At 65.1% G+C, this 25,762-nt stretch carries 23 protein-coding genes and 3 pseudogenes; 7 read left to right on the forward strand and 19 right to left on the reverse strand.

What is annotated here, in order from left to right:
- The 3 genes and pseudogenes from ACOHX0_RS05160 to ACOHX0_RS05170 form a co-directional block, all read right to left on the reverse strand.
- Window positions 1–3,584 (reverse strand): Ig-like domain-containing protein (locus tag ACOHX0_RS05160; protein WP_420675620.1); only part of this gene is annotated, 3,584 nt, incomplete at its 3' end.
- Between the two features lie 87 nt (window positions 3,585–3,671).
- Complete coding sequence (locus ACOHX0_RS05165) at window positions 3,672–4,421, reverse strand: response regulator transcription factor (protein WP_420675621.1); 750 nt, start codon at window positions 4,419–4,421, stop codon at window positions 3,672–3,674.
- Between the two features lie 173 nt (window positions 4,422–4,594).
- Window positions 4,595–4,897: pseudogene (locus ACOHX0_RS05170) on the reverse strand (integrase core domain-containing protein); the annotation flags it as partial.
- A gap of 43 nt (window positions 4,898–4,940) precedes the next feature.
- On the opposite strand from ACOHX0_RS05170, the gene ACOHX0_RS05175 reads away from it, so the two are divergent.
- From ACOHX0_RS05175 to ACOHX0_RS05185, 3 genes and pseudogenes are all read left to right on the forward strand, one after another.
- On the forward strand, window positions 4,941–6,302 hold the full coding sequence (locus ACOHX0_RS05175) for an IS30 family transposase (RefSeq protein WP_420675622.1): 1,362 nt from the start codon (window positions 4,941–4,943) through the stop codon (window positions 6,300–6,302).
- A 36-nt stretch (window positions 6,303–6,338) separates the two neighbouring features.
- Window positions 6,339–7,894: pseudogene (locus ACOHX0_RS05180) on the forward strand (ISL3 family transposase).
- 129 nt (window positions 7,895–8,023) lie between these two features.
- Window positions 8,024–8,224, forward strand: a pseudogene (locus ACOHX0_RS05185) (hypothetical protein); the annotation flags it as partial.
- Between the two features lie 3 nt (window positions 8,225–8,227).
- On the opposite strand, the gene ACOHX0_RS05190 reads toward ACOHX0_RS05185, so the two are convergent.
- From ACOHX0_RS05190 to ACOHX0_RS05220, 7 genes are all read right to left on the reverse strand, one after another.
- The gene (locus ACOHX0_RS05190; RefSeq protein WP_420675623.1) at window positions 8,228–8,446 is read right to left on the reverse strand and encodes a hypothetical protein; all 219 of its coding nucleotides are present in this window, start codon (window positions 8,444–8,446) and stop codon (window positions 8,228–8,230) included.
- A gap of 270 nt (window positions 8,447–8,716) precedes the next feature.
- Entirely contained in the window at window positions 8,717–8,929 is a 213-nt protein-coding gene (locus tag ACOHX0_RS05195; RefSeq protein WP_420675624.1) for a hypothetical protein, read from the reverse strand.
- Between the two features lie 1,228 nt (window positions 8,930–10,157).
- Window positions 10,158–11,174: a diguanylate cyclase domain-containing protein gene (locus ACOHX0_RS05200; RefSeq protein ID WP_420675625.1), complete on the reverse strand. Its 1,017-nt coding sequence runs from the start codon at window positions 11,172–11,174 to the stop codon at window positions 10,158–10,160.
- Window positions 11,171–11,758 carry a heme NO-binding domain-containing protein gene (locus ACOHX0_RS05205; RefSeq protein ID WP_420675626.1) on the reverse strand — a complete coding sequence of 196 codons (588 nt, stop codon included), beginning with the start codon at window positions 11,756–11,758 and terminating at the stop codon, window positions 11,171–11,173. The genes ACOHX0_RS05200 and ACOHX0_RS05205 overlap by 4 nt, the downstream gene beginning before the upstream one ends.
- A gap of 265 nt (window positions 11,759–12,023) precedes the next feature.
- Complete coding sequence (locus ACOHX0_RS05210; protein WP_420675627.1) at window positions 12,024–13,583, reverse strand: trimethylamine methyltransferase family protein; 1,560 nt, start codon at window positions 13,581–13,583, stop codon at window positions 12,024–12,026.
- A 193-nt stretch (window positions 13,584–13,776) separates the two neighbouring features.
- Window positions 13,777–14,466 (reverse strand): HAD family hydrolase, encoded by a 690-nt coding sequence (locus tag ACOHX0_RS05215; RefSeq protein ID WP_420675628.1) that lies wholly within the window; start codon window positions 14,464–14,466, stop codon window positions 13,777–13,779.
- Between the two features lie 73 nt (window positions 14,467–14,539).
- Entirely contained in the window at window positions 14,540–14,824 is a 285-nt protein-coding gene (locus ACOHX0_RS05220) for a DUF3572 domain-containing protein (protein ID WP_420675629.1), read from the reverse strand.
- 115 nt (window positions 14,825–14,939) lie between these two features.
- Between ACOHX0_RS05220 and ACOHX0_RS05225 the strand changes: the two genes are divergently transcribed.
- Window positions 14,940–16,361 carry a diguanylate cyclase gene (locus ACOHX0_RS05225; protein ID WP_420675630.1) on the forward strand — a complete coding sequence of 474 codons (1,422 nt, stop codon included), beginning with the start codon at window positions 14,940–14,942 and terminating at the stop codon, window positions 16,359–16,361.
- A 120-nt stretch (window positions 16,362–16,481) separates the two neighbouring features.
- Here ACOHX0_RS05225 and ACOHX0_RS05230 read toward each other — a convergent pair whose 3' ends face one another.
- The 4 genes from ACOHX0_RS05230 to ACOHX0_RS05245 all read right to left on the reverse strand — a co-directional run bounded on the left by ACOHX0_RS05230 (window position 16,482) and on the right by ACOHX0_RS05245 (window position 18,567).
- Window positions 16,482–16,973: a periplasmic heavy metal sensor gene (locus ACOHX0_RS05230; protein WP_420675631.1), complete on the reverse strand. Its 492-nt coding sequence runs from the start codon at window positions 16,971–16,973 to the stop codon at window positions 16,482–16,484.
- A complete protein-coding gene (locus ACOHX0_RS05235) occupies window positions 16,970–17,428 on the reverse strand; it encodes a hypothetical protein (RefSeq protein ID WP_420675632.1) in 459 nt (152 codons plus the stop codon). The genes ACOHX0_RS05230 and ACOHX0_RS05235 overlap by 4 nt, the downstream gene beginning before the upstream one ends.
- Entirely contained in the window at window positions 17,415–17,996 is a 582-nt protein-coding gene (locus ACOHX0_RS05240) for an RNA polymerase sigma factor (protein WP_420675633.1), read from the reverse strand. Before ACOHX0_RS05240 ends, ACOHX0_RS05235 begins: the two co-directional genes overlap by 14 nt.
- A gap of 67 nt (window positions 17,997–18,063) precedes the next feature.
- Window positions 18,064–18,567, reverse strand: coding sequence for an EF-hand domain-containing protein (locus ACOHX0_RS05245; protein WP_420675634.1), 504 nt, complete (start codon window positions 18,565–18,567; stop codon window positions 18,064–18,066).
- A gap of 204 nt (window positions 18,568–18,771) precedes the next feature.
- Here ACOHX0_RS05245 and ACOHX0_RS05250 point away from each other — a divergent pair, with 204 nt between their 5' ends.
- Window positions 18,772–19,242 (forward strand): DUF983 domain-containing protein, encoded by a 471-nt coding sequence (locus tag ACOHX0_RS05250; protein WP_420675635.1) that lies wholly within the window; start codon window positions 18,772–18,774, stop codon window positions 19,240–19,242.
- Window positions 19,239–19,985 carry an NUDIX hydrolase gene (locus tag ACOHX0_RS05255; protein WP_420675636.1) on the forward strand — a complete coding sequence of 249 codons (747 nt, stop codon included), beginning with the start codon at window positions 19,239–19,241 and terminating at the stop codon, window positions 19,983–19,985. The genes ACOHX0_RS05250 and ACOHX0_RS05255 overlap by 4 nt, the downstream gene beginning before the upstream one ends.
- Window positions 19,986–20,103: 118 nt before the next feature.
- On the opposite strand, the gene ACOHX0_RS05260 is transcribed toward ACOHX0_RS05255, so the two are convergent.
- The 3 genes from ACOHX0_RS05260 to ACOHX0_RS05270 are packed head-to-tail and all read right to left on the reverse strand — an operon-like array spanning window position 20,104 to window position 22,186.
- Entirely contained in the window at window positions 20,104–21,006 is a 903-nt protein-coding gene (locus tag ACOHX0_RS05260) for an EamA family transporter (protein WP_420675637.1), read from the reverse strand.
- 18 nt (window positions 21,007–21,024) lie between these two features.
- A complete protein-coding gene (locus ACOHX0_RS05265; protein ID WP_420675638.1) occupies window positions 21,025–21,987 on the reverse strand; it encodes a fatty acid desaturase in 963 nt (320 codons plus the stop codon).
- Window positions 21,980–22,186, reverse strand: coding sequence for a DUF2061 domain-containing protein (locus ACOHX0_RS05270; protein ID WP_420675639.1), 207 nt, complete (start codon window positions 22,184–22,186; stop codon window positions 21,980–21,982). The genes ACOHX0_RS05265 and ACOHX0_RS05270 overlap by 8 nt, the downstream gene beginning before the upstream one ends.
- Before the next feature lie 128 nt (window positions 22,187–22,314).
- Between ACOHX0_RS05270 and ACOHX0_RS05275 the strand changes: the two genes are divergently transcribed.
- A complete protein-coding gene (locus tag ACOHX0_RS05275) occupies window positions 22,315–23,178 on the forward strand; it encodes a helix-turn-helix domain-containing protein (protein WP_420675640.1) in 864 nt (287 codons plus the stop codon).
- Window positions 23,179–23,410: 232 nt separating this feature from the next.
- Here ACOHX0_RS05275 and ACOHX0_RS05280 read toward each other — a convergent pair whose 3' ends face one another.
- Entirely contained in the window at window positions 23,411–24,169 is a 759-nt protein-coding gene (locus ACOHX0_RS05280; RefSeq protein WP_420675641.1) for an SDR family oxidoreductase, read from the reverse strand.
- Complete coding sequence (locus tag ACOHX0_RS05285; RefSeq protein ID WP_420675642.1) at window positions 24,169–25,641, reverse strand: carnitine 3-dehydrogenase; 1,473 nt, start codon at window positions 25,639–25,641, stop codon at window positions 24,169–24,171. The genes ACOHX0_RS05280 and ACOHX0_RS05285 overlap by 1 nt, the downstream gene beginning before the upstream one ends.
- Window positions 25,642–25,762: the final 121 nt, after the last annotated feature.

Genomic DNA, 25,762 nt, shown 5'->3' on the forward strand with positions numbered 1-25,762 from the left:
TTGCTGCCGCTGCCGGTGAGCTGGTCATCGCCGTCGCCGCCGTAAGCCCTGCCGCCATCCGCACCGGTGAGGATCACGTCATCGCCAGCCTCACCGTAGAGGTAGTCAAACCCCGCGCCGCCGTCGATCTGATCAGCGGCAGGCCCGCCGTGGATAGTATCATTTCCGGCGCCACCGGAGATTGTATCTCCCCCGATCGTGCCTTCAAGATTTTCGGAGGCGTTGGTACCAGTGATCACGGTCCCGGCGGGAACGGACCCGTCCGGCGGATACGGCGGATCAAAATTAGCGGCTGTAAAGTCAGCGGTATTCGTATTCTCGAACCTGACCAGCCCGAGATAATTGTCGCCGCCGCCATTCAGGTCGGCTTCCAGCAGCACGTCGGCGCCGTCTTGGACCAGGCGCATGAAGCCCGCCCCGAAGGGGTTGGAGGCGCCGTCCCAGCCACTGAGGCGCTGGTTGACGAAATAGTCGATGTCGACGCTGTCTTCCGCCGTTGAGAAGTCGGTGACCAGCAGCTCGCTGATCGAGCTTGGGGTAGAGTATTGCAGACGCAGGACATCGGCGCCGGCGCCCAGCGTGATGCTGGTCACCTCGGGGATATAAGTGCCGGTTCCGCTGTCGTAGACTTGGCTGCCATTGAAATAGGCCTCGACGGTGTCGTTACCGGCCCCCGCGTCGATCAGATCCGCGGACCTGTAGCCTGCATTCCTGATGTAGTCGTCGCCGTCTCCGGCCGTGACTGTGTCGTTGAAGTTTGCATCCGTCGAAACATCAATTCTGTCGTTGCCATCGCCTCCGGACATGCTGTTGGCGCCACTGCCGCCAGAAATGAAGTCGTTCCCGCCGCCGCCTTCAATCGTATCGGCGCCGTTGCCGCCCTGAAGGTAGTCGTTGCCCAAGTCACCTGCAAGCTGGTCATTGCCGTCCCCGCCATAAAGCGAGTCGTTGCTGCCGCTGCCGGTGAGCTGGTCATCGCCGTCGCCGCCGTAAGCCCTGCCGCCATCCGCACCGGTGAGGATCACGTCATCGCCAGCCTCACCGTAGAGGTAGTCAAACCCCGCGCCGCCGTCGATCACATCGGCTCCTGGGAGGCCCGTAATTGTATCGTTGCCCTCCAAGCCTGAAATCAGATCTCCCTGTATGGTGCCCGTCAAGTTATCGTTGCCGGATGTACCGAGGATCAAAGACCCATCCAGAACCGTTAGGCTGAACGTGGCCGAATTTGATTGGCCATCGTCTTCCGTCGCCGTCACCCGCAGATTGTAGAGGCCGACATCACCTGCTTGCGGTGCATTTGCATCGAACCCGATTGTCCGGCTCGCGGCGTCATAGCTCATGAAGGACGGCAGGGGAGATCCGTCAGCCAATGAAACAGTATAGCTGATCGTGCCGCCTTCATCGTGATCCGAAAACAGATCCCCGGGAATCTGATAGCTGAAGTCTTGGTTGGTGAAGCCGGACTGAGCAGAGACAGCCCCCGTTAGGACTGGCGGATCTCCCACACCTGACACGCTCATTGTTACCGTTGCCGTATCAAACAGGCCTGTTCCATCTGAGACCGTATAGGTAAAGGTATCCTCAAGTGTCTCTCCACCAGCCATTTCATCCAAAGTGGTGGAGGAGGTGGGATCATAGATGACCGAACCGTCTGAATTGAGCGTCACGGTGGCTCCGAGCGCACTGGTGGCCGAGACACTACTGATCGACAGCGGATCGCCGCTGCCATCTGTGTCATTGGCAAGCAGGTCAGCAGCCGGAATCACGTAGATTGTGTTCTCATCCCCGGTGAGGATATCATCATTTGCATCGGGGCCCGGATTGTCGGTAGATCCGCTGACAGTCACGGTAATGTTGTTGACCGCGGTCGCTCCATGCTTGTCAGACGCGGTGACTTCGATCGTGACATCCCGTGTTTCTCCATCATCCAGGTCCTGGAAGTCTGTGCCGGGATCAAAGCTCAGTGTGGTGCCGCTGATCGAGGCCGAGCCCTCGGACAGCGCGCCGGTGATCGCATATGTCAGCGTCTTTCCGTCATCGTCGCTGTCGATGTCATCGCCCAGAGCGGCGAGATCCACATCGATGCTCGGGCCGTCTTCTTCGGCCGCGCCAATGCCAGTCGCCAGAGTTGGCCCATCATTGGTGCCGGTCACCGTGATCACCACATCGTTCACGGCAGTGGCGCCGTGGCTGTCGGTGGCCTCGACGGTGATCGGCACGTCCCGGGTCTCGCCTTCAGCCAGATCCTGGAAGTCAGCGCCGGGATCAAAGCTTAGGGTGGTGACGTTGATTGAGGCTGTGCCTTCGGACGGCGCGCCAGTGATCGCATAGATGAGCGTCGTTCCATCATCATCGCTGTCGATGTCATCGCCCAAACTGCCGAGATCCACATCGATGCTTGGGCCGTCTTCTTCGGCCGCTCCCATGCCAGCCGCCAGAGTGGGCTCATCATTGGTGCCGGTCACCGTGATCACCACATCGTTCACGGCGGTGGAGCCGTGGCTGTCGGTGGCCTCGACGGTGATCGTCACGTCCTGGGTCTCGCCTTCAGCCAAATCCTGGAAGTCGGCACCGGGATCAAAGCTCAGCGTGGTGCCGCTGATTGAGGCCGCGCCCACGTAAGGTGCGCCAGTGATCGCATAGGTAAGCGTCGTTTCGTCATCATCGCTGTCGATGTCAGCGCCCAGAGCAGCGAGATCCAGATCGATGCTTGAACCATCTTCTGCGGCCGCCCCCATGCCAGCCGCCAGCGTGGGTCCATCATTGATTCCGGTCACGGTGCCGCCCACAATAGCGGTGGCCGTCGATCCACCAGGGGCTTGGCTGGTATAGGAGAATGCAAAATTCACCGCAGCCCCTTGGGCAAGCCCGTCCACGTCAGCGCCGTCGGCGGTCAAGCTTACGGTGCCATCAGATGCTACAACCAGGGTTGCCAACTGGGCGCCGCCAATCACGACACTCGCGCTGTCGCCTGCCGCATAGCTCGTGCCGTTCAGCTCAAAGCTGATGACAGAACTGGCAGGGTCAGCTTCGTCGTTGGCAAGCGCATTGATGCTCGCGCTGCTATTCTCAGCAACTGAGATGAGATCGTTCTGCGCCACGCCGCTGGCAGCTCCTCCGATTTTGGTTGAATCAGACCGGGTGCCATCCCACTCTCCAACCGACGTATACCTCAGCCCCATGTTGGAAAAGCTGAGCATATCCAGAGTAAGTAAGTCGCTTTCATGCGAAAGGATGAAGCTTGTCGACTGGATGTCATCATCACCGATCCCGGAAGTTCCGAAGGACACAGCGGCATCGAATTTTCCGAGTGTTTTAACTACGTCGCCATTGATGTTCACGTCCTTGACGACACGTTCAATGGAATCCTCGCCGTAGTTTTCGCCGGTCACGTCAGCTCCGGTGGCGGTTAAACCGCCGTCCACGGTATAGCCATCAAGGTTAAAGAAGAGCCCGCGCAAGTCGCCAATACTGCCGGTTCCCAGAACTTCGATGTCAAATTTCAAAGTGCCATCGCTGAGTTCTGTAACGGTGATTTCAGTGTCGACCACACCTTCGATGATAAAGATTACGCTGCGTTCCATCTTTTCCCCACCCTGACGCTATTAGCCCATTGCCCGGGCATTGTCCCAAAGGGGAAAGCAGGCGGGTAGGTGAAGATATTTTAACCTTCACAGGGTGATCAGCCGCTCACGAATCGCCATCGCCACTGCCTGAGCGGTGGTATGTGCTCCCAACTTCTTTCGGGCGTGATATATGTGCTTAGACACCATATTGTCCGAAATACTCAGAGCCTCGGATATCTGCCCGTTTTGCAGGCCTGAGGCCAGATAGCATAGAACGTCGCGCTCCCGTGGCGAAAGTATACGCTTGTTGATGTGAGTGAAATCTTTGGCGGACTTAATGCCTTGCCAGCTGAGCCAGGGAAGAAAGATCTTGCATGATTGCAATATCCTGGCTTTACTCTCATCCGACAGGACTCTGTTGATTGAGTAATTGGAGCAATAGGTTACCGCGTAGCGAGAGTGTCCCGAGCTGTCTGAAATGGACGAGCTGACGATGGATCGAAAACCGGATTCGGAGACAAAGCCTGCAAAACCAGCATTGTCAGTTACGTCTTCCGCTTCCCATCCGTCCTGCGGGCGCCAGACCAGATCCTGGGGCTTGCAGGCAGCGTGGCGCGCAATCAAGTCGTGGTTCATAAACCCTTCTGACAAATAGTCGAGAATGACCCTTTGAGGGAGATTGCTTTGCATCCAGTCAATGATGCCAGAAGACTTTCTTACTTTTGCTGCGATTACTGCACTTGCTCCGAGGTCGCCGAGTGTTTCCTTCACTGTTGTCCATCGTTGCTCGGAACATGAACACTCGGCGAGCCGGAAAACGAACTTCTTGACAAAATCTCCATTGGAGCCTGACATAACTCCCCTCCCCCGCGGCGAGACCAAATGTACCTCGCAGAACTTCATACCACACAAAGCAGTTTTAATTAAGTTTTACTGTCCGCCCCGGCTCGGTTGCACCGATCACGTGAGGGTTTTGTCTCCTGAAGCCATGAACCGCACCGGGTTTGCTGGAGGCTGATTGCAGTTAGTTACGCGGCTCGTTCCTCAGTTTCCATAGCCGCATAGAAATTGGCCTCTGCTTCGGCCGGCGGAATGTTCCCGATGGGCTCAAGCAGACGGCGGTTGTTAAACCAGTCCACCCATTCGAGTGTTGCGTATTCCACTGCCTCGAAGTTGCGCCAAGGGCCGCGGCGGTGAATGACCTCGGCCTTGAACAAGCCGTTGATCGTCTCGGCCAGGGCATTGTCGTAACTGTCCCCGACGCTGCCGACAGAGGGCTCGATACCAGCTTCTCCCAACCGCTCTGTGTACTTGATCGACAGGTATTGGGCGGATTCAAACGGTCGTCGCAACGGTTACGAATTGGAGGTTGTGATGACAAAACGCAAACGCGCATCAGAGCGCAGTACACGAGGTAAACTGCATTCACCGGGGCGGCCACGGGCGGCACTGCGCACCCAGCAAGTCATGTTTTGGCAACTCATCAAGCAAGGCGTTTCCAGCGAAGAAGCTGGCGTGCAAGCTGGCGCGTCTGCCCCAGTTGGCAGTCGTTGGTTTCGGGAGGCCGGAGGCATGCCGCCATCCAAGTTTGCAAATGCATCTCAGCCGCTTTCCGGCCGGTATCTGTGTTTTGCTGAGCGCGAAGAGATCGCCTTGTACAGAGCGCAAGGCTTCGGTGTCTGTGCGATTGCAAGGGAGATTGGACGATCCGCCTCGACCGTTTCCCGGGAACTTCGGCGGAATGCAGCGACACGCTCAGGGGGCTTTGAATATCGCGCGACAACAGCGCAATGGCATGCAGATCGCGCGGCACGTCGGCCAAAGCTAACAAAACTGGCGCAGAACGACGCCTTGCGGCAGTATGTTGAAGATCGGCTCTCAGGTCAGCTCTCTGGTCCAAACGGGGACATCGTGGCCGGTCCTGACGTGTCTTGGACGAAGAGACGGTCTGTGCGCCGGCAACATCGCAGATGGGCAACGGCCTGGAGCCCTGTGCAAATCGCCCGCCGTTTGCTTCTTGATTATCCGGATGACCCGATGATGCGTATCAGCCATGAGGCCATCTATCAGTCCTTGTTCATTCAAGGCCGTGGTGCGCTGCGGCGGAAGTTGGTTGCCTGCTTGCGTTCCGGACGGGCGCTACGTGTCCCGCGAGCGCGGCGAAAGGGCAAAGGCAAACCGTTTGTGTCCGATCAGATCATGATCAGCGAACGCCCCGCCGAAGCAGAAGACCGCGCTGTGCCGGGTCACTGGGAAGGCGATCTGATCCTCGGCCTGAAGAGCTCGGCGATCGGCACTCTGGTGGAACGCAAAACACGGTTCACGCTCCTGCTGCATCTGCCCCCGATGCCCGGCCATGGTGCAGGCCCGCGCAAAAAGAACGGTCCCGCGCTTGCAGGTCACGGTGCTGAGGCTGTTCGAGATGCCATTACCAAATCAATTCAGAGCCTTCCAAGCCACTTGTGCAAATCACTCACATGGGACCAGGGGGCTGAGATGGCACAACATGCGAAGCTGAAGACAGATACCGGCATCCAGGTGTTCTTCTGTGAGCCTCAAAGCCCCTGGCAGCGCGGTAGCAACGAGAACACCAATGGCCTACTGCGTCAGTACTTTCCCAAGGGCACGGATCTCAGTGTACATGATGAGAATACCCTCGATGCCGTCGCATACACCCTGAACAATCGGCCTCGAAAAACGGCTCTGAAGCAGGTTTGGTGCAGCCCAACCTGCTAAGCGCTATATATCGGTAGGTTTTGGAGGAGGTTGCCGATGGCGTCACAGTTTTCACGGCGGGATTTCCTGCCAGCAGGTCTCAAGGCCAGCCAGGTTGAGCTTGTCGGGAACACGGTCCGGATCCACTCGCGTTCCGCCAAAGCCACGGCGGCGTGCCCGCGCTGCGGCACGGCTTCACGCCATGTTCACAGCAGGTACCGCCGACGGCCTGCCGATCTTCCTGCGCATGGCCGGAAGGTGGAACTGGTCCTGCTGGTTCGCCGCTTTCGCTGCCGTGCTCTGCGTTGCCCAGCCAAGATATTTGCGGAGCATTTCCACCGGACGTGACCCGGCCGCATGCGCGGCGTACCTCCCGTCTGCAAGGACTGGTCCGGCACCTCGGCCTGGCACTCGGCGGGCGTCCGGCACAGGCGCTCGCCGCACGGCTCCTGCTGCCAGTCAGCAAGGATACTTTCCTCCGAAGCATCCGGGACACGGCCGAGGCCTCAAGCAGTGATCTCCGCGTTATAGGCATTGACGATTGGGCTTGGCGGAAGGGGCAGCGATACGGCACTTTGATCTGCGATCTGGAGCGGCGCCGGGTTATTGACCTCCTGCCAGACCGGGAACCGGCCACGGTCGAGGCCTGGCTGCGGGCCCGTCCGGGGATTGAGGTCGTCGCCCGCGACCGCAACGGAGGCTATGGCGGTGCCGTCTCACGGGCCTTGCCAAAAGCGGTTCAGGTTGCCGACCGCTGGCACCTGTTAGAAAACGCGAGCGCGGCTTTTCTGGCCGCCGTACAACGTAACATGCCTGCCATCCGCAAAGCGATCGGAGCAAAGACACTGGATCCAAAGCTGCTGACGGCCGCTGAAAAGCTGCAATACGAAGGCTATCTCCGCCGCCAGCAAACCAACCGGATGGTTCGCCAAATGGCTGATGATGGCGTGCCGATCCGGCGGATCGTTCGCCAGACAGGGCTCAGCCGCCAGCTCGTCCGGCAGATTTTGCGTGGGGAACGCGAGGATGTTTTCCGCATCCGTGAGAGCAGTCTGACCCCTTGGCTGCCGCGACTGGAGCGGGATTGGGCGGGCGGCTGCAGGAACGGTGCCGAACTCTGGCGCCGGCTGCGGGCCGATGGTTTCCAGGGCAGCCTCTGTGTCGTCGGGGAATGGGCCACGCGCCAGCGCCGTGCCGAGCGGGCTGCGCCATCAGGCACAGAAAAATCGCCGCCCGCGCGCAAGATTGCCGGCCTCATGACCTTGGGCCGGGATCATCTGTGCCAGGCGGATGCCATCCAGGTCGCAAGGATCGAAGCTTCTTTGCCTGCTCTCGCCACAGCCCGAAGGCTGACCGACCGGTTTACGGACATGGTACGCAATGCTCGCGAAGACGAGCTGGAAGGATGGCGGAATGAAGCGGAAGACGGGCTGCTCGGTGCCTTTGCCCGCGGGCTGCGGCGCGATCAGGCAGCCGTCGCCGCGGCGCTTCGGGAACCATGGTCGAACGGGCAGACTGAAGGGCAGATTAACCGCCTCAAGACGCTCAAACGCCAGATGTATGGAAGGGCGAACATCGACCTGCTCAAAGCGCGGCTCGTTCAAGCGCTCTGATCTGAGGGAGGCCGAAGTTGCACCAAAACTGAGTCAGAGCCCAAAAACCATCCTGCGGGTCAGTTGGTCAGGCGCCCCATCCGAGATTCTTCCGGCTCGATCCGTCTGACGATCAGCCGACACTGCTGGCGCCGCACCAACCGGACGCGCGAGGAAGCCCGGCGGAACGTGTTCGACTACAACAAGATGTTTTACGACCCGAAGCGCAAGCACGCGCGGAACGGAATGCTGTCGCCCGTCGACCTCGAGTGGCAGCAGAAACTGAGGCACGAGGGCGTCGAACAAACTCGAGGCTATTCAAAGAGTAAGCTTCAGCACTGCCGCGATTGATAGCTATTTCTTCGGCCGCGCGTGGATCAGCCTGCCCTCGTCATCGAGGCCGACACCCAATCCCAGCTTGCGGCGACGAGCAAAGAAGGCCTCTTCCTCAGGGCCTGGTTCGCCCATGAGGTTGTTGAAGGCCTTCACCCAAGCGGCGTGTTCTTCATCAGTCAGCTCGCAGGGATCCAGCCGACCTTCCAAGGCGTCGGTGAGGCGATCCTCTTTTTGCATCCTGCAGGTCCTCCTACGATTGCTCCAGCCCCCTTCCGTTCCACTGATTACAGATCAGTCGTTCTGACACGAGGTAGACGCTGAAACGGCGCCCGCGCTCGGACATCCGTTCTCCTGGTCCTATCGGCCCATATCCTCGAGCAAGTGTAGGGCGCGTCACGCACGCGTTTCTCTACATCAATGTTGGCTTAACCTGGCACCGCGGCCGCATGGCACAGTTGACCGTGATGACGACGATTAAGCTTGGTCCGATCCGGTCTACGTCGGCGATCACTTCTCTGGTGATGGTGGCGAGCATCGTGTTTCCTTGTCAGGACGGCGCTTCAACGCGTCATAGGGCGCATTCGCTATGAAACGGCGCAGACGCTCCGGATCATGGGGGCGGTCACGGCCCGAGATCTTGCCAAGGTGGCTCATATACGCGATCACGACCGCACTGACGATCACAGCAGTGATCGAGAAGATGGCTTCGAAGGTGGTCATGGACTGAGGGGACCGGTCAGTTGGTCCAAACGGGATCCCGTCGTCGCCTTGGGACCACCAGTGCATCCTGTGGTTACAGTCTATGGTGATGGCGTAACCTTCCTTCTGGGACAAGCGGATACCTTTGGGATGAGCATGGTCTACCGCCCGGAAGCTGCGCTCTCCAAATTACGGAGCTAAATCACCTGTTGCGACCGGGGGGGCTTGTTTTGATGCCTCGGCGAGGCTCTTTTTTTCAAGCCACCTGAGAGATTCATCTCGTAAAGCCAGCACGGTAACCGGGTTCCATGAGCAGGCCGAAATACCCAACTGACAGTGCCAGTCTTTGCCAGCCTACAACGAATCGCTAAGGCGCTGAGGTTCTCTGAAGAGCTGATTCGAACCCGAGATGATCTGGGAAGCTGCCCCGACTGGTAGGCATGGCAGCCCCCCACGGCTGCCAACGCAAAAGGAGCGCGCTCCCGGCGGGCGGAATGCCAGCGGCCCGCAGCGGGTTGAAAGACTGTATTGATGAGGCTGCCAACCCGGAAGGCCCACAGGCGCGGCAACAGCCTCAGCTCAGCCGCACAAGCCGCGGGCCCGCCCTGCACGGTGCCCCGGATCGTCTGACGCGGCAAGGGGCCTTAGGGTTATGCACCGCCCGAAATCTCACCACGGCACGTTAGGCCCTTCGACAGGCTGAAGCGCGGGGCCGGACCGCCAGGGCACGGATTGGCGCTGCGGCCCCGGCCTTGCCGCGCTGGCAGTTCCGTGTGGCACCTGCAAACAAGGTCCGAAGGATCTTTCGCCCGGCACAAAGAGCGGCAATGCAGCCGCCCCACCAACTGCCCCGCGCACTGCCTCTCCCGCTTCGTCCCCTCTTTTGCCCGGCGCCCCCTCGTCCGCCCTGAGCGCCCCTTCTGCCCGGTCCGCAGGCGGAAATGCCGCCGGCCGGGCTGACGGGTGCGCAGCGGCGCACGGGAGCGCACATCGGTGAACAAGGGTGCGCAGGGGCGCATGCCGGCGCACCAGGCGCTGACGGAAGCGCACCGGAAGGCACTGGAAGGCGCGGGGCGGAAAGAAGGCGGTCCCGTTATGCAAAAGCCGCGGACAGAACGCGGTGCGCGATCGAGCCGGATAGCGGCTTGCCCTGCGCTTCAGCCGCGCAAGCCGTTGCGGCGCACTCACAGAGCTGGAACCTCCAAGACGCCCCTCCGGCCCCTCCGCCCGCGCCGCCGAGACCGCGGGTTCAGCCGGCGGCGGCCTGGCTGCCGCTGCCGTCCTTCTCCATGCCGCCGCGGTAGAAGCAATGCTGCGCCCGGCCCGCCCGCTTTGCGGCATAAAGCGCCAGGTCGGCCTGGTTCAGGAGCGTCGCCGCATCCGGGTATTTGTGCCAGGTGGAGAGCGTGGTGCCGGCGCTGGCCGAGATCCGGCAGGTCTTGCCGGCAAAGGGAATCGGCTCCTCCAGGCGGCGGATCAGCCGCTGTGCCACCGCCTCCAGCTTGGCCTGGTCCAGCACGCCTTCGAGAATCATTACAAACTCATCGCCGCCGACGCGCGCGATGGTGTCGGTCTGCCGGGTGCACTCCACCATGATCCGCGCCGCCTGCTGCAGCACCGCGTCGCCCGCGGCATGGCCGAGCGTGTCGTTCACTTCCTTGAAGAAGTCGAGATCCACATGCATCAGCGCAAAATCCCGGCCGCTGCCGATCAGCCGGGCCAGCACGTGATCCATCGCGCGGCGGTTCTTCAGTCCGGTCAGCGTGTCGGTGAAGGCCTGCTCCTCGGCCGCGATCTTGGCCCCCTGCAGGCGCAGGTTCAGCTGGCGCGAAGCCTCCATCGCGGCGGATTTCGCCTCCACCAGATAGAGCATCTCGATGGTGAGGTCGGTGGGCGCAAAATCGGCGCCGGTGAGGTCGTAGTCGCGCACTGCCTCCAGCACGGAAATACCAAAGGAGAGGTTGATGAAGGCGCCCTGCCCGTGCGGCAGCGGCGCAAAAACACCCTTGAGGCTGGTCTGCGGCGTGTCGCGGAAATGCAGGTGCAGCTTGCTGCCCGCAGTGCGTTCCAGATCCTCCATCGAGCGCACCCAGCGCGGCCGCGACAGGTCGAAGATGCGGAAGAACCGCCGCCCTTCCCACCGCAGGTCCGGGCGCAGCTTGCGCAGCGTCGGCCCGGCCCGGGTGATGCGCCCCTTGGCGTCCACCATCGCATGCATCGGGCACACGGTATCGGCCAGAACGCCGAGCTCGTGCATGTCAGTCATAACGAGTGCGCCCCCAGGTCGAAGGCCCGCCCGGCGGTGAACTCGGTTTCCACCAGGCTGATCGAGATCACCTCGGCACCGTCCTGGCTGCCGCTGTGGTCGAGGAAGACCAGATCACCGTAATCATCGGCCATGGCACGCAAAACTCCCATCATCACCCGGGCATAGCCGGGCAGGCCAGGCTGACAGATCAGTTCGAACTGCCCCGGCGCCTGCTCCACCAGCTCCAGCCCCGGCAGCTCCAGATCGGAAACCGCCAGCCGGGCGCGGTCCGGCAGGTCGTCCAAGGAATGCAAAAAATCAACGTAGTTCACCCCGCCAAAGCGGAGCAGGCGCCGAAGCGCCTCAAGCTGCGGGTTGGAGACCAGAAAGGTGCCAAGATCCTCCAGCATGCCGGGCAGCGGGCGCAGCAGCACCGCTTCCATCGCCGCCAGCATGCGGTTGGACTGATCATCGCTGTAATACAGCATCGCCTCGAAGTCGGTGAAGCCAAGTCCCGCCGTTTCCATCACCGCCTTCCAGCGGTCCGCGCCATAGGTACTGGTCACAAAAGCCTGGATCGCCCTGTTGATCAGACCGTGCATGTTCTGGCCCCTCTTTACCCATGCCGCAGTTTTGGCGCGCGTCTCTTAAAAAAGGCCCAACAAAACGTCTTTGCCAGCGAATTTATTCGCTTTTTGCAGAGCGTCCCGCAACACGCCGCCGCCGCTTGGCCTCTTGGGCGGCGGCATCTTGCTTGCAGGCCGGGGCTCTAGTGCACCGGACGGCGCAAAGACGCAAGCCCGCGGCAGGCCGCAGGCTTGCAGGGCCGTCCCCGCGGACGCCGGCCGGAAGGCAGCCGGAAACCGCTCAGAAGTCGGTGGGCGCGCCGCCTTCGGCTTTGCGGCGGGCCACGAATTCACCCAGCTCGTCGCGGATGCCTGCGTCGATCGGCGGCGCTTCGAACTCGTTGATGATCGCCTTGAACAGCTTGTGCGCGCGCTCCGCGGTCCAGGTCGCGCCCGCCGCCTCCCAGGCCTCGTAGTTGCGCCAGTCGCTCAGGAAGGGCTGGTAGAAGGCCTCGGTGTAGCGGTCCTGGGTGTGCTGGATGCCGAAGAAATGCCCCTCGTTGCCGACCTCGCGGATTGCATCCAGCGCAATCTCGTCGGGACCCGCTGCAGTGATCTGCGGCTGCATGTAGCGCTCGATCTGCTGCAGGATCTCGCAGTCCATGATGAACTTCTCCGGGCTGGCGATCAGCCCGCCCTCCAGCCAGCCGGCCGCATGGTAGACCATGTTGGTGCCCGATTGCACCGCCGCCCAGAGCGAGTTTGACGTCTCCCAGACCGCCTGCCCGTCCGGCACATTGGCAGCACAGACCCCCGAGGCGCGCATCGGCAGGCCATAAAAGCGCGCCATCTGCCCCGTCATCTGGGTCGACCGCATGTATTCCGGCGTGCCGAAGGCGGGCGCCCCGGTCTTCATGTCGACGTTGGAGGTGAACGTGCCGATCACGCAAGGGGTGCCGGGGCGGACGTATTGAAACAGCGCAATTGCACAAAGGCTTTCGGCAATCGACTGCGCCACCGCGCCCGCCATCGTCACCGGCGCCATCGCGCCTGCGAGGGTGAAGGGCGAGACAACAATGGCCTGCCCGCGCCGCGCCATGCGCAAACACCCGTCGATCATCGGGAAGTCGTGCTTCAGCGGCGAGGTGGAGTTGATGTTGGTATACATGTGCGGGCGCGCCTCGAACTCCGCGTGGCTGAGCCCGCCCGCGATGCGCACCATTTCCATCACGTCCTCGACCCGCTCCTTGCCGAGCGAGTAGGCATGCATCACCTTGTCGGTGAGGGTCAGCTTGTCAAAGAGCACATCCAGATGCCGGGTCGAGGCATGCAGGTCCACCGGCTCCACCGGGTAGCCGCCGGCGAAATGGATGCAGTTGAAATACTGCGTCAGCTTCAGCAGGTTGGCGCAATGCTCGCGGGTGCCCGGAACCTTCTTGCCCAGCGCCATATCCCAGTAGTTCGGCGGCGAGGAAACGTTGCCGAACAGCATGTGCTTGCCGCCGAACGGCAGCTCGCGGGCCGGGTTGCGCGGCGTGATCGAGAATTCGCGCGGCGCCTTGCCCACCATCTCCATCACGAAGCCGCGGTCCATCTTGACCAGCTCGCCCTCGACCTTCACGCCCGCCTGCTTGAAGATCTGGATCGCCTCGGGGTTCAGGAACAGGACGCCGATCTCCTCCAGAATGCGCATGGCACCGTCGTGGATCGCCTGCACCGCCTCCTCGCTCAAAGGTTCGGTCGGCCGGTCGGCGTTGACCGGTATCTGCCAAGGCATCTGCTCCAGCACCGCGCTGCCGCGCCGCGCCGCTGCCCCTGCCCGGCCGCCGCCGCGCTTTCTGCGAAGGCCTGTCTCTGTCATGGTCCCCTCCCGCTGGTCCAATCTGGGTGTTCTAGACGCCCCACGTTGGACCGGGCGGGAGCCGGACTAGCTGTCCGTTCCCGACGTCTTCTGTCGTTTTTCTTTCAAGAAGCGGCGGAATTTTCCGATCCCGCCCGCGCCCTCTCAGAGCTCCGGACCGCGGCCTTCCCGGCTCCGGACCCGCGCCCTGCCCTCAGCGGTCGAGCCAGGCCGGGATATGGCCGATATCGGGCAGCACCGTATCGGCATGCGGCGCCAGCTCGTCGTGCAGCGCCATGCCGGTCAGCACAGCAATCCGGAGCATTCCGGCCGCCGCCCCGGCCTCCAGGTCGTGACAGCTGTCGCCCACCATCGCGGTGCGCCCCGGCGCAACCCCGGCGGCAGCGCAGAACGCCAGCAGCGGCTCCGGCGCGGGTTTGGCGCCGTGGCCGCTGTCACAGCCCGCGATGAAGGCAAAGCGGTCCATGATACCGGCCCGCTCCAGCTGGCTGCGCGCCGAAAGCTCGGCATCATTGGTCATCACCCCAAGCTTGAGCCCGCGCGCCAGCAGGCCGTCGAGGAACTCCGCCAGCGGCACCGCGGGCGCAAGCTCCGCCTCTGCCGCGCTGTGTGCAAGGAACTCCGCCAGCTCCGGCGCTTCCATTCCGGGCACGAAGGGCGCCAGCACCGCCGCGACCTCGTCATTCGTACCGGCAATCACCAGACTGTCGGGGTTGAAGGCCCGGCGGTCCAGATCATAGCTGATCGCAGCCGCCATCGCCTCCTTGCGGTCCCGGTCGCCGCCCGAGAGGCGCTCCAGCACCCCCGCGGCCCAGCCGTTCCAGGTGGCGGCGAAATCGAACAGGGTTCCGTCCTTGTCGAACAGGAAGGCATCAACGGGCATGGGGTGTCCTTTGGCAGAAATGTGTCCGGCGCGGGCCCGCGCCGTCAGGCGCCACGCTACCCGCGGATTGCCGTCAGGTCCAGTTCACCTGCGCGCCGCCCGGCAGCGCCATCCGCGCCTGCATCGGCATCTCGTAGGCCAGCCCCTGCGCGTCGCAAAAAGCCATCACCCAGGCGTCGTCCATCGTTAAGAAATCGAGCACCGAGCCGAGGAACTCCGGCTCCGCGGCACGCGCCCTGAGGTCGGCCTCGCTGGCGCCGGTTGCGCCCAGAAACACCGGCAGCAATTCATCATTTGCGGCCAGCCAGGCCAGCGCGGTCAGTGCCAGGGTCTCTGCTTTGTCGGCGGAAAGCTGCATCTTCACCTTATTCCCGGCACATTGCTGCCAAATTAGTAAAAATCCGAAAGAGTTTCTTAACCAGTCTCAGAAAGACTTCCAAGCAGAGGAATTGCAAGGGGCGAAAGGATACCGCGTGCAAGGCACCATCCTGCTCATCGGCGCAGCCGGCACCAGCCGCATCATGCTGAAGGCTCAGCTTGCCGCAGCCTATTACGACGTCGTGCAGGCAGACACCGCGGCCGCGGCGCTTGAGGCCGCCCGCCGCTGCCGCCCCGACCTGGTGATCTCCGCGCTTGAGCTGCCCGACGGCAGCGCGGTCTCCCTCAAACAGGCGCTGAGCCACGAGGACGCGCTGGCCGGTCTGCCCGTCATCGCCGTCACCTGCACCGCTGCCCCGCAGGCGCGGATCGCAGCGCTGACGGCAGGCATCGACGACGTGCTGCAGCTGCCGGTCGACGAAGGGCTGCTGCAGGCCCGCCTGCGCGGCCTGATGCGCAGCGCCAGCAGCAGCGAGGAGCTGACCTTGCAGCGCGCCGCCTCGCAGGACTGGCTGCCGCCCCTGCCGGAGGGCGACCCGGCCGCGGCCTCCCCGGACTTGATCGCGCCTGCGCTCACCGCGGTGGTGACCAGCAGCAGCGCCAAGGCAGAAGACTGGAAGGCGGCGCTGGCGCAGGCCCTGCCGCACGCGATCCGCTGCCACCCCTTCGGCGACATCCAGCCGCTGATGGACGCGCCGGTGCCGGAGGTCTTCGTGATCGGTCTCGATGCCGCCACCGCCGCCCCCGGCCTGCGCCTTCTGGCCGAGCTGCGCGCCCGCGCCGCCACCCGCCGCTCGGTGGTGATCGCCGTCACTGCCCCCGAGGACGCCCAGACCGCCGCAGAAGCGCTGGACCGCGGGGCCCATGATGTGCTGCACGCGGGCTTCGACGCTGCCGAGCTGGCGCTGCGCCTCTCCGCCCGGCTCACCCGCAAGCGCCACGACGACTGGCTGCGCGACAGCGTCCGCAACGGCTTGCGCGCCGCGGTGGAGGACCCGATGACCGGGCTCTACAACCGCCGCTACGCTACGCCCTTCCTGGACCGCGTCGCCCGCGGCGCCGAGGCGAGCGGCAGCAAGTTCGCGGTGATGCTCGCCGATCTCGACCATTTCAAGCGGATCAACGATCTCTACGGCCACCCGGCGGGCGATGCGGTGCTGGTGGAAACAGCGCGCCGCCTTACCGCGGAGCTTGGGCCGCAGGACATGCTGGCGCGGATCGGCGGCGAGGAATTCATGATCGTCCTGCCCGGGGCGGCCGAGGCCGAGGCGAGCCTTGCCGCGCTGGCGCTCTGCAACGCGATCAACGCCACCCCCTTCGAGGTGCCCGGCGCCGATGCCCGGGTGGAGATCACCATCAGCATCGGCGCGGTGATCGGCGGCGGCCCCAAGGGGCGGCGCCACCCGGCCGCGCGGCTGATCGAGGAAGCCGACCAGGCGCTTTATGACGCCAAACATGCCGGCCGCAACCAGGTGACACTCAGCCCTGCAGGCCCCGGCTGCACCGCAGCGGCCTGACCTGACGGCAGAAGGCGGCGCAATAACCTTCGCAATCAGGCGCGGGGAAAGCCGCCGTCCAGGCGGCTTTCCCCGCGGCGGCCTCACCAGCCGGCATCAACTGCGCCGCAAGGGCGGGCCTCAGCCCCCGCCCTCGCCCGCCTTGCCGCCTTTCCTGCCGCGCCGCTCCAGCCGCTCCTGCATCCGCCCGGCAAAGGCTGCGCGCTCTTCCGGCGTCATCGCGCGCACCTGCTCCACCCAGGCCTCCTGCATCGTCAAATGGAACCGGTGCCGCACCGCGGCCTGCTCCTGCAGCAGCCGCAACAGCTCCGCCGCTCCGAACGGCTCGCTGCGCAGCGCCGCGATCACCGCCTCCGCCTCGGCCCGGCGCCGCGCCGGGAAGCTGCCGTGTCCGCCGCCCGCCTCGCGGCGCAGCGCCGCCCGGGTGTCCCGGTCCAGCTCGCGGAAAATCATCGCCCCGACCGAGGGCGGCCTGTGCCAGCCCCGCTGGTGGCCCGCAAAGCGGATCGCCGTCCCGGCCGCCAGGCCGATCACCGCCAGGTTCAGCGCCAGCGACAGCGCCAGCAGCCACTTCTGCCAGGGTTTCATGCCGGTCTTTCCTTTCTCGCTCATTGCAGATCCCCGTCAAGCACGATGGCGAGGTCGAAGCCGTCGTAAGGCAGATCCGCCTCCGTTTCCGCGCTGCCGAGCCCTGCCAGCGCCACCGGGTCGGGCACGAAACCGGGCGGCGACAGCCCCAGCCACAGCCCCGCCACGCCTGCCGCCGCCAGCCCGCCCATCGCGGGCCAGCCGCCGACCGCGGCCGCAAGCTGGCGCCAGCCGGGCCGCCGGGACGCGGGCCGCGCCCGTGGGCCCGCAGAGTCACAGCTGTCTCGCGCCCGGCGCTCCTGCGCCCAGCTTTCCTGCACCCGCGCGGCATCGCCCAATATCGCCGCCTCAAGATCCCGGGGCAGCCCGGGCCGCTGTGCGCGCGCCGCGGCGAACAGGCCGTCGAGCTCCCGCTGGCCCGTGCCGGACCCTGCGTCAGCACCCTTGCCGCTCCCCTTGTCCATGTCAGCCATCGCCATACCCCAACTCTTCGCGCCGCCCGGCCAGAGCCGCCGCCAGCGCGCGTTTGCCCCGGGCAGTGAGACTCTCCACCGCCTCGGTGCTGATGTCCATGATCCCGGCAATCTCCGGGTTCGAAAGCTCCTCCAGATGCCGCAGCACCACCGCCTGCCGCTGCCGCTCCGGCAGCTGCATCAGCGCCGCCTGCAGCGCGTCCCGGCGGGCGCCCTCCTGCAACTGCTCCGCCGCCGGGAGGCCCGGGTCCGGCGGTTCCGGCACCGCGTCGAGGTCGACATGGCCGCCGCGCGCGCGCCGCTTGCGGTCGATGCAGAGGTTCATCGCCACCCGGTAGAGCCAGGTCGAGACCTGCGCCTGACCCTCCTGCCACCGCGGCGCAATCTTCCAAAGCCGCAGCATCGCCTCCTGGGTGATGTCCTCGGCCTCGGCCCGGTTGCCCAGCACCCGCATCGCGACCCCGAAGACCCGCGGCCCCAGGCGCCGGGTCAGCTCCGCCGCCGCGGCGCCGTCCCCGCCGGCAAAGCGCGCCAGCAGCGCCGCGTCGTCCAGCTCCCCCGGCGGCGCGCTCATCGCAGCCGGCCTCCGCGGGGGAGGCCGGCGCGTGTCGGGATTTGCCTTTTGCAGCACGTCCGGCCGATCAGTTCTGCTCCGTCTCCATCTCACCCGCCTTTTCGTGGCCGGGCTTGCTGCCCCCGCCGCTGCGGTCCGCATGACGCTCGCGCGCCGCATCGAACTCCGCCTTCGACAGGCCGCCGCTGTTATCCTTATCAGCCCGGTCGAACATCTTGCCCGCCCGGCGCGGCGACGGCAGCTCGGCTTCAGTCAACGCGCCATCGCCGTCGCTGTCAAAGCGTTCCAGCATCCGCGCGGCGCGGGTATCGGCCATCTGGCGTGCCTGGGCCTGCATCTCCGCAAGGGTCAGCTTGCCGTCGCCATCGGCATCGGCCTTGGCAAAATGCGCCTGTTTCAGCGCCTGCATCTCGGCCTTGGTGATCTCGCCATCGCCGTCGGCGTCGATCTCCCCGAAGCTCATCCCGGCGCCGTGGCCATGCCCATGATGGCCCGCGCCGGCCATCCCGGCGCCCGCGCCGATGGTTCCGGCAGCGGCAAGGATCATCGCGATGAATGCGGTATGTTTCATGTGCTCTTTCCTCTCGTCCTGCGGCAGCCCCGTGCTGCCCGTTACAAGAAGACAAACGCGCAGGACCCGCAAATCCGTCGCAGGCGGAAAGAAAAAAATCCGCCCTCCTTGCGGCATCCCGCCGCTGCGCCGCTGCGCGCCGTTTGCGCAGCGGGCCTCTGGCTGCGATGATCCGGGCGCAGCCCGCGCGAAGGAGCCCGCCGAATGACCGCACCCCAGCCCCCTTCGGACGCAGCCGAGCGCCCCGCCCTGCCTGCGCTCGCCAAGGGCTGGCGGCGGCGCTGCCCGCGCTGCGGCGAGGGCGCGCTGCTGCACAGCTACCTCAAGATCCACGAGTGCTGCGGCCACTGCGGGCTGGCGCTGCACCATGCCCGCGCCGACGATGGGCCCGCCTATCTCACCATCCTGCTGGTCGGCCACCTGATGGCGCCGCTCATGCATGTGGTCTATTTTGCCTGGCGCCCGGCGCCGCTTGTCACCTTTTCGGTCTTCGCGATTGGCTGTCTCGCCGCTTCGCTGTATCTTCTGCCGCGGATGAAGGGCGTGGTGGTGGCCTGGCAGTGGGCCCGCCGCATGCACGGCTTCGGCAGGGAGGCTCCCGCAGAGGCCGCCAGCGCGGGCAAAACTCCACCAGGCCCAGAGGCCGCGGCACAGGAAGGACAGGCAGACTCATGACAGGCAGCACCAAGGCGCCCCCTCCGTTGAGCGGGATCACCACCACCGACAAGACCGCAATCCGCAACGCCGCCACGGTGATCGCCGTGCGCGGGCGGATGAGCGGCGACCCGCAGGTGCTGATGGGCCAGCGCGGCGCCAAGGCGGCCTTCATGCCCAACAAGTTCGTCTTTCCCGGCGGCGCGGTGGACCCGGAGGACGCCAGCGTTCCGCTCGCCGCCCCCATCGGCGGGGTCTGCCGCGCGCGGCTCTCCGATCATGCCCCCTCCTGCACCGCCCACGCGCTGGCGGTGGCCGCCGTGCGCGAGCTCTGGGAGGAGACCGGGCTCATCCTCGGCGCGCCCGGCACCTGGCCCGGCCCGGTGCCCGCCGATTGGCAGGGCTTTGCCGCAACCGGACACCTGCCCTCGGCCGAAGCGATGCAGTTCGTCTTCCGCGCCCTCACGCCTCCGGGCCGGCCGCGCCGGTTTGACGCGCGCTTTTTCCTGGTGGACGCGGACCGGATCGCAGGGAGGAACGACGATTTCTCCCAGGCCCAGGACGAGCTTGCGCATCTGCAATGGATTCCCCTGAGCAAAGTGCGCAGCTTCGATCTGCCCTTTATCACAGAGGTCGTGCTGGCCGAAGTCACCCGCCGCATCCGCGACGCCACGCCGCCGCAGAGCGTGCCCTATTTCCACAACAACGACGAAGCCAGCCTGTTCCTGCGGCTCAAAGGCTTCCCGATGCCTGCTGACGGGTAACGTTTTCCGGCACGGAAAACGTCACGGAAATCATATGATTTCCGGGCCGGAATTCCCGCGGAATTCCGGCGCCCGCTGCGGGCGGAGCGGGCGGAGCGGGCGGAGCGGGCGGAGCGGTTCAGACCGCGAGCACCAGCGCCAGAATCGACAGCACCAGCAGCGCCATGCCTGCCGCTTCGCGCCCGGTGATCCGCTCCTTGAAGAACAGCACCGAAGCCAGCAGCGACAGCACCAGCTCGACCTGGCCCAGCGCCTTCACATAAGCGGCGTTCTGAAGCGTGAAGGCCCAGAACCAGCAGAACGAGCCGCCCATGCTGGTAAGCCCCACCCAAAGCGCCACCTTCCGCGCCCGCCAGACCCGGGTGATCTCGCCGCGTTCACGCAAGGCAAGCCAGACCAGCATCATCGCCGTCTGCAGCACCACCACCGCTGCCAGGGTGATCCCGGCGCGGAAGGCAGGCTCCAGTTCGCCCAGCTCAAGCGACGCCCCGCGGTAGCTCACGGCAGAAAACGCAAACAGCACCCCCGAGCCCAGCCCCAGCCGCGATGCCCGGCTGGTCAGGTGCCGCCACCACGGCCCCGCCATCCCGGGCGTGCGCGACAGAACCAGCACCGCCAGCAGCCCGGTGCAGATCGCCACCCAGCCCCAGGCGCTGACCGCATCGCCCAGCACCACGAGGCCGACCAGCGCGGTCTGGATCACCTCGGTCTTCTTGAAAGTGATGCCAACGGCGAAGTTTCGCGCCTTGAACAGCGCCACGACGCAGACGGTGGCGAGGATCTGCGCGAGGCCCCCCACCGCCGCAAAGCCCCAGAAGGCGGCCGGCAAAGCAGGCAGCGACCGCCCCGACAGCGCCAGATAGGCCGCCAGCGCCGCCAGGATAAACGGCGCCGAATAGGCAAAGCGCGCGAAGGTCGCGCCCCCCGGCGACAGGGTGACGCTGCTCAGAACCTTCTGCAGCATGAAGCGCACGGTCTGGAACGCCGCGGCGGCGATGGTGACGGGGACCCAGGTGATCATGCCCCCGCTTATCCGCGCTTACTCTCCCCGAGGCCAGAGCGGATGCGGCACCGGGTCTTTCGCCCGCAGCAGGTAGTTGCGGAAAATCTCCATGTAGCTGCGGTAGACATAGCCGCCATTGGCCGCAAGGAAAGCCGCCCGCCGCGCGCGGTAGAGCCGCGGCAGCGCGTACCAGGGCACGCCCGGATGCCGGTGATGCACCGCGTGAAGGTTGTTGTTGAGGAAGAGGAAAGCCAGAAGCCCGCGGTCCTCGATCACCACGCTGCGGCCCTCCGCGGCCTCATCGGCGCGGTGCTCGAGGAAGGTGCGGATCTTCAGCAGCCCCAGCCCGCCATAGGCGCCCAACAGCACAGCCCAGAGCGGCGCGGGCGAGAGCCACACCAGCCCAAGCACCACTGCGGCGCCCGCCAGATGCAGCAGCCAGTCGCGCAGCACGCCCCGGTCGCCCGCCCGGATCAGCCGCCAGTCGCCGCGCAGGAAAGCCACCTGCCCGATCAGCGGCCCCAGCACGATCCGCCCCAGCAGCGTGTTGTTCACCGCGTGCAGCCGCCGCTTCCAGCGCGGCAGCCCCGCCCAGACCGCCGGGTCCAGAAAATTGCTTTCCGGGTCGTCATAGGGATCGGTCAGCCGCTCGTCCCGGTGATGCGCCAGATGGGTGTCGCGGAAACGGCCATAAGGCACCGCGAGGCTCAGGGGCAGGAACATCAGCGCCTCATTCGCCCAAGCCCGCCGGAACGGGTGACCGTGCAGCGCCTCATGGGTGAGCGAGGAATGCAGTGCCGCCAGCAGCACCAGCACCGTAAGGGTCAGCATGAGGCTCACCCCCGGCAGCAGCCAAAGCGCCGCCAGCCAGCCGCCGTAACAGCCAAAGGTCAGCGCCAGCGTGCCCCATTCCACCCCGCTCGGCAGATAGGCGCGCGGCAGCGCCAGCACAGGCAGGGCCTCAGCCACGGTCCATTCGCGGGCGGTGTGCTCAGACATGGCGCCGCCCCCAGCCAATCTGCGCCCAGAGCCGCTCATAGAGCAGATAGGCCGCAAAGCCGATGCCGGTATTGACCAGCGCCATCGCGCCGCCCGCCTTGGCCGAGCCGGTGGCGGCAAGCCCGACCAGCGTCATCGACATGAGGCCGATGAGGTTCCAGATCACTGCCTTCACAATGGAGCGCTTGCGCGTTTCCATGCTGCCTCCCTAGGGTTTTGGGTATAGATTTATGGGATACGTCCTGCACTCAGGGTACGCTTGCCGCGGGCTGTGCGGAATTCCGAATGCAGTTAACAAAATCCAGCAGATGTGATATTAGTAAACATATGCAGGCAAATATCGACAAACGAGTGCGCGCCGAACAGTTTCGCCAGCGGCTCAACACCGCGCTGCGCGACAGCGGCTTGAGCCAGAGCGCCTTGGCCCGGCATGTGGGCGTCGACCGCTCCACCATCTCGCAGCTGCTGACCGGTGAGGGCGCGCGGCTGCCGAACGCCCATGTGGTGGGCGCCTGCGCCGCAGCGCTTGGGGTCTCGGCCGATTGGCTGCTGTCGCTGTCGGACCGGCCCGAAAGCGCCGCCGAGCTGCTGGCCGCCAGCCTCACCTTGACCGAGGCGCCGCGGGCGCTGGTGGACGAGCGCATCTTCGAATGGCACCAGGAGGCCGTGGGCTACAAGATCCGCCACGTGCCCGCCGCACTGCCCGACATGCTGAAGACCCGCGCGCTGCTGGAATGGGAATATGCCCCGCACCTCGGCCGCACCGCCGATCAGGCCATCGGCGCCTCGGAGGACCGGCTGACCTGGATGCGCCGCTCGCCCTCGGATTATGAAATTGCCATGCCGCTTTACGAGTTCGACAGCTTCGCCCATGCCACGGGGTACTACGAAGGGCTGCCGCTTGAGGTTCGGCTGGAGCAGCTGGCGCAGTTTGAGCGGATCTGCGAGCAGCTCTATCCCCGGCTGAGGATCTACCTGTTTGACGCCAGGCGGCTTTATTCCTCGCCGCTGACCATCTTCGGGCCGCTCCTGTGCGTGTTCTATCCGGGCACGCATTACATGGCCTTCCGCGACAAGGAGCGGATCGAGACCTTCACCAGCCATTTCGACCAGCTGGTGCGCGAGGCGACGATCACCGCGCGCCAGCTGCCGGGCCGGCTGCGCGCGCTGAGGGCAGCAATCGGGGGCTAAGCGCGCTCTCGCGGATGCGGTATTCCGAAACCTTGCAGGTGCATCTGCCCGCACCCTCTCAGGCCCATCCTCCAAGCGCAGAAGGCAGCGCCCGTCCGCGGGCGGAAGCGAAGCGCCCGCCCATGGGGGCGGACGGGCGCTGCCCGGCGTGCCGCCGGGCGGAACAGTACGCGGGCCGGACTATACCGTGGTCTGCGGTGCGCTCGGGCCCGTCCGTTTCTTTTTGCAACCGCTAGACCTTCGGATCCGGATTCACCGTGTGCCCGTCCACCGCAATCACCTGGCCGGAGACCAGCCGCGCCGCGTCCGACCCCAGGAACACCGCCATATCGGCAATGTCGCGCGCCTCCACGAAGCGCCCCATCGAGGTGCCCGCGGCATAGCCCGCATAAACCTGATCGCGGGTCATGCCCTTGGCGGCGGCCTCGCGCTCCAGCACGCCCTCCATGCGCGGGCCTTCGACCGCGCCGGGGCAGATCGCATTGGCGCGGATGCCGAAGGGGCCGAGTTCCATCGCCAGCGTCTTCATCAGGCCAATCACCGCCCATTTCGCAGCCGCATATGGCGCCCGGTTCGGATAGCCGTGCTGGCCCGCCGTCGACGACGTGATGACAATCGAGCCGGCCCCCGCCGCCTTCATCAGCGGCACCGCGTATTTCGCCGCCAGAAAGCAGCCCTCCAGGTTGACGCTGACGCATTTGCGCCAGTCCTCCAGCGCAATGTCCTCGACCCGCGCGGTCGGCCCGGCAATGCCCGCATTGGCGCAGAGCACATCCAGCCCGCCCCAGACTTCCGCAATCTCGGCAAACAGCCCCATGACACCGGCCTCATCGGTGGCATCCACCGCCGTGCCGCGCCAGTCTGCCGGGAGATCCGACAGGCTGACGGCGCTGACATCCGTCACCCAGACCTGATGACCGGCGGCGGCAAAGCCCTCGGCCATCGCCCGGCCGATGCCCGACCCGCCTGCGGTGATCAGGACGCGCGCCATCAGCGCGGCGCGCCGATGGCGCGGCCCAGACCCTCCGGCGCGGGCAGGGCCGCATGGGCTTCGGCCAGCTTGACCAGATTGGCCTCCACATGCGGCGCAGGCGGCGCCGAGCGGCGGGTCGCGAGGTCCACATGCAAAAGCATGTGCTCGCCCGTCGCCAGCAGGCGCTCGCCCGCAAACATCTCGTGCCACAGGTGCATCTTCTTGCCTTGCCCCAGGATCACCCGCGTGCGAACCTGGATCGCTTCTCCCGCATTCACCTCGTCGAGATGGCGGATATGGGTCTCAGCGGTGAAATAGCTGCCGCCCGAAGCGATGTATTCCGCATCGCAGCCAATGATCTCCATCAGCCGGTCGGTGGATTGCGCAAAGGCATCGAGATAGCGGCTCTCGGTCATGTGGCCGTTGTAGTCGGTCCAATCGAGCGGCACCACGCGCGACTGGGTGAGCACCGGCTGGCCGAGGTCCGCGACCTCCTCCAGACGGCGCGCAAGGCCCGCCTCGCCCATGCGGCCCGCGTCATGGGCATTCTGCAAGGCCCCGGCGCCCCAGTCATTGGCAGAGAGCGCCCGCATCATGCCCACCAGATTGTCATCCCGGATCCGCTCCAGCGCGCGGATCGAGTGCTGGCCGGACTGCGCATCCGACTGCCCCGCGATCAGATCGACCAGCTCCTCGGTGTATTCCGGCACATCCATCAGCTTGGTCCAAGGCCAGCTGAGGCAGGGGCCGAACTGCGCCATGAAATGCTTCATCCCCGCTTCGCCGCCCGCCACGCGGTAGGTCTCGAACAGGCCCATCTGCGCCCAGCGGATGCCAAAGCCGTAGCGGATCGCGTTGTCGATCTCCTCGGTGGTGGCGATGCCGTCCTTGACCAGCCACAGCGCCTCGCGCCAGACCGCCTCCAGGAAACGGTCGGCCACATGCGCGTCGATCTCCTTCTTCAGGTGCAGGGGATACATGCCGATGGCGGAGATGATCTCCTTGGCGCGCGCGATCGTGCCCTCCGGGTTCGCGGCAGTGGTGACCAGCTCGACCAGAGGCAGCAGGTAGACCGGGTTGAACGGATGCGCGACCACGATCTGACCGGGGCGCGCGCGCCCTTCCTGCAGTTGCGAGGGTTTGAAGCCCGAGGTGGAGGAGCCGATCACCGCGTCGCCCGTGCAATGGGCCTCCAGTTCAGCGTAAACCCCCTGCTTCAGGTCCAGCCGTTCCGGCACGCTTTCCTGCACCCACTGGGCGCCCTTCACGGCCTCCGCAATGGTGTCGTGGAAGGTCAGGTTGCCCTCCGGCGGCAGCGCCACATTGCCAAGACCCGGCAGGCTGCGCCGCGCGTTCTCCAGCACCTCGCCGATCTTGCGCTCAGCTTCCGGGTCCGGGTCGAACACCCGCACGTCCCATCCGTTGAGCATAAAGCGCGCGGCCCAGCCGCCGCCGATCACCCCGCCGCCGATGATTGCTGCTGTTTTCATGTGACTTCCTTTGAGATCCGCCCGGCACTTCTTCTGGCCGTAAATATCCTGGGGGTTTGGGGGCTAGCCCCCGATCAGCCCGTTTTACCGCAGCGCGGCTGTGCGCCGGGGGTGTACAGAC

It is taken from the genome of Cribrihabitans pelagius (assembly GCF_048820915.1).
Classification (GTDB): Bacteria; Pseudomonadota; Alphaproteobacteria; order Rhodobacterales; family Rhodobacteraceae; genus Cribrihabitans_A; species Cribrihabitans_A pelagius.